Here is a 7220-nt window from a genome sequence, read left to right as displayed (position 1 = left end):
CTGATGCAGCGCGGCGCAATCGACATGATCATCGTCGGTACCGACCGCACCACCGCCGACGGCGACGTCTGCAACAAGATCGGCACCTATCTCAAGGCGCTCGCCGCCGCCGACAACGACGTGCCGTTCTATGTCGCGCTGCCGTCGCCGACCATCGACTGGACGGTGCATGACGGACTGGCCGAAATCCCGATCGAGCAACGCTCGGCCGACGAGGTCTCGCTGGTCTGGGGCAAGACCGCCGCCGGCGAGATTGCCCAGGTGCGCATTTCGCCTGAGCCGGCGCCGGCGGCCCACCCGGCCTTCGACGTGGCGCCGGCGCGGCTGGTGACCGGCCTGATCACCGAGCGCGGTGTCGCCAAGGCCTCGCGCGAGGGCCTGAAGCAGATGTTTCCCGAGCGGGCGTAGCCGCTCGCTTCTAGTACAGAGGCTCGGCCATGTGCTTGGGTGTCGGCCAAGTCTCGGTGATACCCGGCTGCACCGGCCGCTCCAGATAGGTCGAGAGCACCACATAGCTGCGCGTCGAGGTGACGCCCGGCGTTTCGTAGAGGCGCGCCAAAAGGCCTTCGAGGGCCCTGGTGTCTTCGGTGCGGACCTTCAGCAGCATGCAGGTGTCGCCGGCGACGGTATGGATTTCCTCCACTTCGGGATATTGCGAGACCGCCATCAGTTCCGGCGTCTTTCCCCAGCCCCTGGTGTCGATATGGACAAAGGCGAGCAAAGGCTTTTTCACCGCCCGGGGATCGATGATGGTGACCGTGTTGCGGATGGCGCCGCTGCGCCGGAGCCGTTTGACCCGCTCATGCGCTGCCGGTGGCGACAAGCCGACGCGATCGCCGAGTTCGGCGTAGCTGATCGTGGCATCATCGACCAGGACACCTAATATTCTTCGGTCTATCGCGTCGAGATCGCGGGCCGCCGGCCTGTTCTGCAGAATGCCATCTGTTTCTTCATCCATGGCGAAATTCCTGGTTCTCCGCTGAATAGAATACGGCCATTATGCCGATATGTCGAACATTGATCAACTTGCACCATTGACTGCCCGAGCCCCGATCCCGGCGCTTGCCTATCTGTTGACGGGCTGCATCGCGGTCATCGGCTCGAACTCGCTGGTGCTGGGTCCGATTGCACCGGCTGTCGCCTCGTCGTTCGGGACCAGCGTGCCGGCCGTGATGATTGCGGCGGCCGCGTTCGGCCTCGGCACCTCTGCCAGCGCGCTGTTCCTGGCGCGCTACATCGACCGGCTCGGTGCTCGCAGAATGCTGCAGGGCGCACTGCTGCTGTTGGCACTGGCGCTGGTCGCCAGCGCCGCGGCACCCACGGTGATCATGCTGGTCGCCGCACAGCTGCTGGCCGGCATCGCCGCCGGCGTCGCCATGCCGGCGATCTATGCCAGCGCGGCGGCCATCGCCCCACCGGGCAGGGAGAGCGGCACGATCGGCGTCGTGCTGACCGGATGGACGCTCAGCATGGTCGCCGGCGTCTCGCTGTCGGCCGTGCTTGCCGATCTTGTGCATTGGCGCGCCGTTTTCGTGGCGGTCGCGGTGCTTGCGGCCCTTGCATGGATGGGACTGACAGTGACGTCGCTCAGCGACACCAGGAAGGCCGGACCGGCGCCCGCCCCGCTGGAAGCGCTCGGCATTCCCGGAATCCTGCCGCTGCTGGTCGCGTGCGCGGCCTTCATGACTTCGTTCTACGGCGTCTATGGCTATCTCGGCGACCATCTTCATGTCGGGCTTGGACAGCCGGTGAGTGCCAATGGCCTGGCGGCGCTTGCCTACGGCATAGGCTTCGGCACCGCTGCTCTGCTCGACGGCGTCATCGACAGACTGGGTGCGCGGCGCGTCATGCCGTTTGCCTATCTTCTTGTCGCCGTCGTCTACGTCGCGATGGCGGCGACGAGCGACAGTTTCGGGCTGACCTTGACCATGGTGGCAATCTGGGGACTGGCCAATCATTTCGGCCTGAACGTCCTGGTGATGCGCCTGTCGGCGCTCGATCCGTCGCGGCGCGGCACGATCATGGGGCTGAACAGTGCGGTGACTTACCTCGCGGTCTTTGTCGGCACCACCAGCTTCGGGCCGCTTTATTCCAACTTCGGCTTTGCTGTCTGCGTGATGGTTGCAGCACTGCTCATGCTGATCGCCGCATCGGCGGCGGCGTGGCGCACGCGGTAGTCGAACGTGCTTGGCCCAACCTTCTCACGGTTGACAGCAGCGTCCTGCCCTTTCATACAAAGCCGTTAATGTTCTCAGGGCGGGGTGAAAGTCCCCACCGGCGGTAAGGGTTTCTACCCAAGCCCGCGAGCGCTTTCCGGTCCACGCATCAATGCGTGGATTCTTAAGTGCTAGAGCGTCCTTTACGCGTCCAAGGGACGCGTGGCGCTCTAGTGGAAAGGTCAGCAGATCCGGTGTGATTCCGGAGCCGACGGTTACAGTCCGGATGGAAGAGGACGAAACGGAAGCCGGCCCGCTTTTTGCGGGCTTAATCCGTATCGTGCGTCCTGATTCTGGTTCGAAACGGAAGGATGGACCCATGAATCAGCATTCCCATAAAGACTATGAAACGACCCGCATCGCCGTTATCCGCGCGCGCTGGCATGCCGACATCGTCGACCAGTGCGTACAGGCCTTCGAAGCTGAACTGGCCTCTCTGGGAGACGAGCGCTTCACCGTCGACATCTTCGACGTGCCCGGCGCCTATGAAATTCCCCTGCATGCCAAGACCCTGGCCGGGACCGGCCGTTATGCCGCGATCCTCGGCACAGCCTTTGTGGTCAATGGCGGCATCTACCGGCATGAGTTCGTCGCAAGTGCTGTCATCGACGGCATGATGAACGTGCAGCTGTCGACCGGCGTGCCGGTGCTGTCGGCGGTGCTCACCCCGCACAACTACCACGACAGCGCCGAGCACCACCGCTTCTTCTTCGAGCACTTCACTGTCAAGGGCAAGGAAGCGGCGAACGCCTGCGTGCAACTCCTGGCGGCGCGGGACCTGATCGCGGCCTGAGGTCGTCAAACTGGCCGGATTTCAACCCTGCAACAAGAATTGCGATCGAGAAGCGCTCCGAAGGTTGCGGTTCCCTTGAAATCCCGCCAGAAGCATCAAGGGCCGACCGGCAAACCGGCCGGCCCGCGACGTTGCGCTTGAAACCAGATACGGGAGACTATTGGGTGGCTCGCATAACACTGAGACAATTGCTCGACCACGCCGCCGAATACGGCTATGGCGTGCCCGCTTTCAACATGAACAACATGGAACAGGGCCTCGCCATCATGGAGGCCGCCGAGGAGACCAAGTCGCCGGTCATCCTGCAGGCTAGCCGCGGCGCGCGCGCCTATGCCAATGACGTGGTGCTGGCCAAGCTGATCGACGCGCTGGTCGAAATCCATCCCGACATTCCGGTCTGCATGCATCTCGACCATGGCAACAACGAAGCCACCTGCGTCACCGCGATCCAGTACGGCTTCACCTCCGTCATGATGGACGGATCGCTGAAGGAAGACGGCAAGACGCCGGCCGACTACGCCTACAATTCCGGCATCACCAAGCGCGTCGTCGACATGGCGCATTGGGGCGGCGTGTCCGTCGAAGGCGAGATCGGCGTGCTCGGCTCGCTCGAGAGCGGCGGCGGCGAGCAGGAAGACGGCCACGGCGTCGAAGGCGCGATCAGCCACGACCAGCTTTTGACCGATCCCGAACAGGCGGTCGAGTTCGTCAAGGACACCCATGTCGATGCGCTGGCGGTGGCCATGGGCACCAGCCATGGCGCCTACAAATTCTCGCGCAAGCCGGACGGCGCGGTGCTGGCCATGAACGTCATCGAGGAGATCCATCGCCGCCTGCCGAACATGCACCTGGTCATGCACGGCTCGTCCTCGGTGCCCGAGGATCTGCAGGAGATCATCAACAAATATGGCGGCCAGATGAAGCCGACCTGGGGCGTGCCGGTCGAGGAGATCCAGCGCGGCATCAAGCACGGCGTGCGCAAGATCAACATCGACACCGACAACCGCATGGCGCTGACCGGCGCGATCCGCAAGGTGCTGACCGAGAACCCGAGCGAGTTCGACCCGCGCAAGTATCTGACACCGGCCATGGCCGCCATGCGCAAGCTCTGCAAGGAGCGCTTCGAACAGTTCGGCACCGCCGGCAACGCGCAGAAGATCAAGCCGCTGCCGGTCGCCGAAATGGCCAAGCGCTACAAGTCGGGCAGTCTGGACCCGAAGTTCGGCTGAGCTGAACGCTGGTATCGAGGGCAGGAGCGCGGCAGCGCCCTGCCCGTTTACCGAACGCTATTGAAGCGTGCGCGCCGGCGGCTGACCGGCGTGGTCGCGCGCGATGCCGGCGTCGGCATCCTCGGCGCCAAAAGCACGGTCGAGGCCCGTCGCCACGACCGAGACCCTGAAGCGGCCTTCCATGCCCTTGTCGAAGATGGCGCCAACGATGATGTCGGCATCCTCGTAGACCTCTTCGCGAATGCGGGTGGCGGCCTCGTCGACTTCAAACAGGGTCATGTCCCTGCCGCCCGATATCGAGACCAGCACGCCCTTGGCGCCTTTCATCGACACTTCGTCGAGCAGCGGGTTGGCGATCGCGGCTTCGGCCGCCTTCATCGCGCGGCCTTCACCGGAAGCCTCACCGGTGCCCATCATGGCGCGGCCCATGTCGCGCATCACGGATTTGACATCGGCGAAGTCGAGATTGATCAGGCCTTCCTTGACGATGAGGTCGGTGATGCAGCTGACGCCGGCATAGAGCACCCGGTCGGCAATGACGAACGCATCGGCGAAGGTGGTCTTGGCATCGGCGATCCTGAACAGGTTCTGGTTCGGGATGACGATCACCGTGTCGGCGCTCTCGCGCAGCCGCTCGATGCCTTCTTCGGCCATCTGCATGCGGCGCCGGCCTTCAAAGGTGAACGGCTTCGTGACGACGCCAACCGTCAGGATGCCGGCTTTGCGCGCCGCCTGGGCGATGATTGGAGCCGCACCGGTTCCCGTGCCGCCGCCCATTCCGGCGGTGACGAAACACATATGCGTGCCGGCCAGATGATCCATGATCTCGTCGAGCGATTCCTCGGCCGCGGCGCGACCGATCTCGGGAAGCGATCCGGCGCCCAGCCCTTCGGTGACATGAGCGCCAAGCTGGATCAGCCGCGTCGCCTTGGACATAGTCAGCGCCTGCGCGTCGGTGTTGGCGGCGATGAATTCGGTACCCTGAAGCTGCTCGGCGATCATGTTGTTGACGGCATTGCCGCCGCCGCCGACGCCGATAACGGTGATCTTGGGTCTCATCTCGGAGATTTCGGGCTTCTTGAACTCGGCCATGCCTGTTTCTCCTTCGTCAATTGCGCGCGCTTCACGACCCACCCGCAGACTGCCTTGGGCATATTGCAATCGAGCGGCATGACGCGAATCAGTCCGTTGCGATGGGTACCCCAAAAAGCCAGACAGCGGCCAGAGGTGCAAGTGCATGCGAGGTCAAGATTTGTGATGACCGTTTTGCACAGCGTGGCTCGGGCGCTGCGTGCGCCAGATCTTACCGCAGCGAACTCGCCGCTCCCGCCGATAGCGGCTGCGCGCTGGTTTACCGTCTCGTGCTTGGCATTCCGCCCTCCAACCTCTATGTTGCGATCGCAGATCGCGCAATTGGTTTTGAAATGCCTCCCGACATACCAGCTAGTGACTTGAAAAAATAAGGAAAAGCGCTTGGCGACAGCCACGTCTGTTTTCCTAAAACTCACCAGCTATTTTTACCAGGGACGTGCGGCCGGTCAGGCTGCGGCACCTTCGAAAACCAGAGGTTTTAAATTGAGCGATGCAATTGCGGACGTTTTGAACTGGCTTGAAAGCAGAACCGACATCCAGAGCCTCAGGGCGGCGGTGTGCGACCTCAACGGTATCATGCGCGGCAAGCGCATTCCCGTCGAGCAGGCAAGAAAGGCGCTGGAAGGCAAGCTGCGCATGCCTTTTTCGCTGATCGGACTGGATGTCTGGGGCGAAGACATCGAAGGCAACAGCCTGGTTTTCTCGACCGGCGATGCCGATGGACTGTGCCAATGGACCGGGCGCGGCATTCTGCCGGTGGCCTGGACGGCGCATCCGACGGCACTTGTCCCGCTGTGGCTTGCCGACGAAAGCGGCGCGCCCTATCTCGGCGACCCGCGACGGGCGCTGGCCCGCATCCTCGATCGCTACAAGGCCCTGGGCCTGACCCCGGTCGCGGCAACGGAACTCGAATTCTACCTCGTCGATCCGCAATCGCAGCGGCCGGTCGGCCCTGTCTCGCCGGTGACCGGACGCCGGCTCGATTCCGACGCGGCGCTGTCGATCGACGAAATCGACGATTTCGAATCCTTCATCCATGACGTCTACGAGGCTTGCCGGACGCAAGGCATTCCCGTCGACACGGCCATCGCCGAAAACGGCGTCGGTCAGTTCGAGATCAATCTGAACCATGTCGCGGACGCGTTGCGGGCGGCTGACGATGCGGTGCTGTTCAAGCGCACGGTGAAGGGCATTGCCCGCAAGCACGGCTTTGCCGCCTGCTTCATGGCCAAGCCCTATGGCGACCGGGCGGGCAACGGCTTTCACGTTCATTTCAGCCTGGTCGACGGTGAAGAGCGCAACGTCTTCGACGACGGCACCGACCAGGGCTCGGAGACCATGCGCCATGCAGTCGGTGGCCTGCTTGCGGCAATGGCCGAGAGCACGCTGGTATTCGCGCCGCACTTCAATTCGTACCGCAGGCTGCGCCCAAGATCCTATGCGCCAACCGCGGTCGCCTGGGGCTATGAGAATCGCATGGTCGCGATCCGCATTCCGGGCGGGCCGACCGCTGCTCGCCGTATCGAGCACCGCGTATCGGGAGCCGACGCCAACCCCTATCTGGTGCTCGCGGCCATATTGGGCGCCGCGCTGACCGGCATCGAAAGACAGTTGTCGCCAGGTGATCCGATCGGCACAGACGGCCAGGGACTTCCGCCGGCAAAGCTGCCGCCGGACTGGGCATCCGCGATCGCCGCCTTCGAGAGCGGGACGCATGTGGCGGAGATTTTTCCAGCCATCCTGCGCGACTCCTTTGTGGCCTGCAAACGCCAGGAGCTGAACACGTTCGCGCTCAATGTCAGCGATTTCGAGATCGAGACATACCTCGAGAGCGTCTAGATCGGGTTACGCCAGTACGGCCAAGCTGCCGCGCATCGGCCAATCATGTCC

At 63.4% G+C, this 7220-nt stretch carries 6 protein-coding genes, 1 pseudogene and 1 riboswitch; of the genes and pseudogenes, 5 read left to right on the top strand and 2 right to left on the bottom strand.

Annotated elements, in window-relative coordinates:
* A pseudogene (locus tag EN884_RS19100) lies at positions 1-408 on the top strand (S-methyl-5-thioribose-1-phosphate isomerase); the annotation flags it as partial.
* Between the two features lie 10 nt (positions 409-418).
* Here the strand turns inward: EN884_RS19100 and EN884_RS19095 are convergent.
* A complete protein-coding gene (locus EN884_RS19095) occupies positions 419-958 on the bottom strand; it encodes an Lrp/AsnC family transcriptional regulator (RefSeq protein ID WP_013532925.1) in 540 nt (179 codons plus the stop codon).
* Positions 959-1007: 49 nt separating this feature from the next.
* Between EN884_RS19095 and EN884_RS19090 the strand changes: the two genes are divergently transcribed.
* From EN884_RS19090 to fba, 3 genes are all read left to right on the top strand, one after another.
* Positions 1008-2177: an MFS transporter gene (locus EN884_RS19090; protein WP_063167605.1), complete on the top strand. Its 1170-nt coding sequence runs from the start codon at positions 1008-1010 to the stop codon at positions 2175-2177.
* A gap of 66 nt (positions 2178-2243) precedes the next feature.
* A riboswitch (FMN riboswitch) is annotated at positions 2244-2458 on the top strand.
* 77 nt (positions 2459-2535) lie between these two features.
* Positions 2536-3009 carry a 6,7-dimethyl-8-ribityllumazine synthase gene (locus tag EN884_RS19085; protein ID WP_063167604.1) on the top strand — a complete coding sequence of 158 codons (474 nt, stop codon included), beginning with the start codon at positions 2536-2538 and terminating at the stop codon, positions 3007-3009.
* Between the two features lie 164 nt (positions 3010-3173).
* The gene (gene fba / locus EN884_RS19080; RefSeq protein ID WP_013532928.1) at positions 3174-4238 is read left to right on the top strand and encodes a class II fructose-bisphosphate aldolase; all 1065 of its coding nucleotides are present in this window, start codon (positions 3174-3176) and stop codon (positions 4236-4238) included.
* Between the two features lie 57 nt (positions 4239-4295).
* Here fba and ftsZ read toward each other — a convergent pair whose 3' ends face one another.
* Entirely contained in the window at positions 4296-5330 is a 1035-nt protein-coding gene (gene ftsZ / locus EN884_RS19075) for a cell division protein FtsZ (protein WP_063167603.1), read from the bottom strand.
* A gap of 483 nt (positions 5331-5813) precedes the next feature.
* Here ftsZ and EN884_RS19070 point away from each other — a divergent pair, with 483 nt between their 5' ends.
* Positions 5814-7169, top strand: a complete 1356-nt coding sequence (locus EN884_RS19070; protein WP_063167602.1) for a glutamine synthetase family protein — start codon at positions 5814-5816, stop codon at positions 7167-7169.
* Positions 7170-7220: the final 51 nt, after the last annotated feature.

This window comes from Mesorhizobium sp. M7A.F.Ca.AU.001.01.1.1 (genome assembly GCF_004022735.1).
GTDB lineage: Bacteria > Pseudomonadota > Alphaproteobacteria > Rhizobiales > Rhizobiaceae > Mesorhizobium > Mesorhizobium ciceri.
The sequence above is the reverse complement of the archived record's forward strand: the minus strand, read 5'-3'. Positions and strand labels throughout refer to the sequence as shown.

What these genes read in the sequence shown, in the direction of transcription:
- EN884_RS19095 (WP_013532925.1), bottom strand. Translation starts at nt 958, where the DNA reads ATGGATGAAGAAACAGATGGCATTCTGCAGAACAGGCCGGCGGCCCGC.
- EN884_RS19090 (WP_063167605.1), top strand. Translation starts at nt 1,008, where the DNA reads ATGTCGAACATTGATCAACTTGCACCATTGACTGCCCGAGCCCCGATC.
- EN884_RS19085 (WP_063167604.1), top strand. Translation starts at nt 2,536, where the DNA reads ATGAATCAGCATTCCCATAAAGACTATGAAACGACCCGCATCGCCGTT.
- ftsZ (WP_063167603.1), bottom strand. Translation starts at nt 5,330, where the DNA reads ATGGCCGAGTTCAAGAAGCCCGAAATCTCCGAGATGAGACCCAAGATC.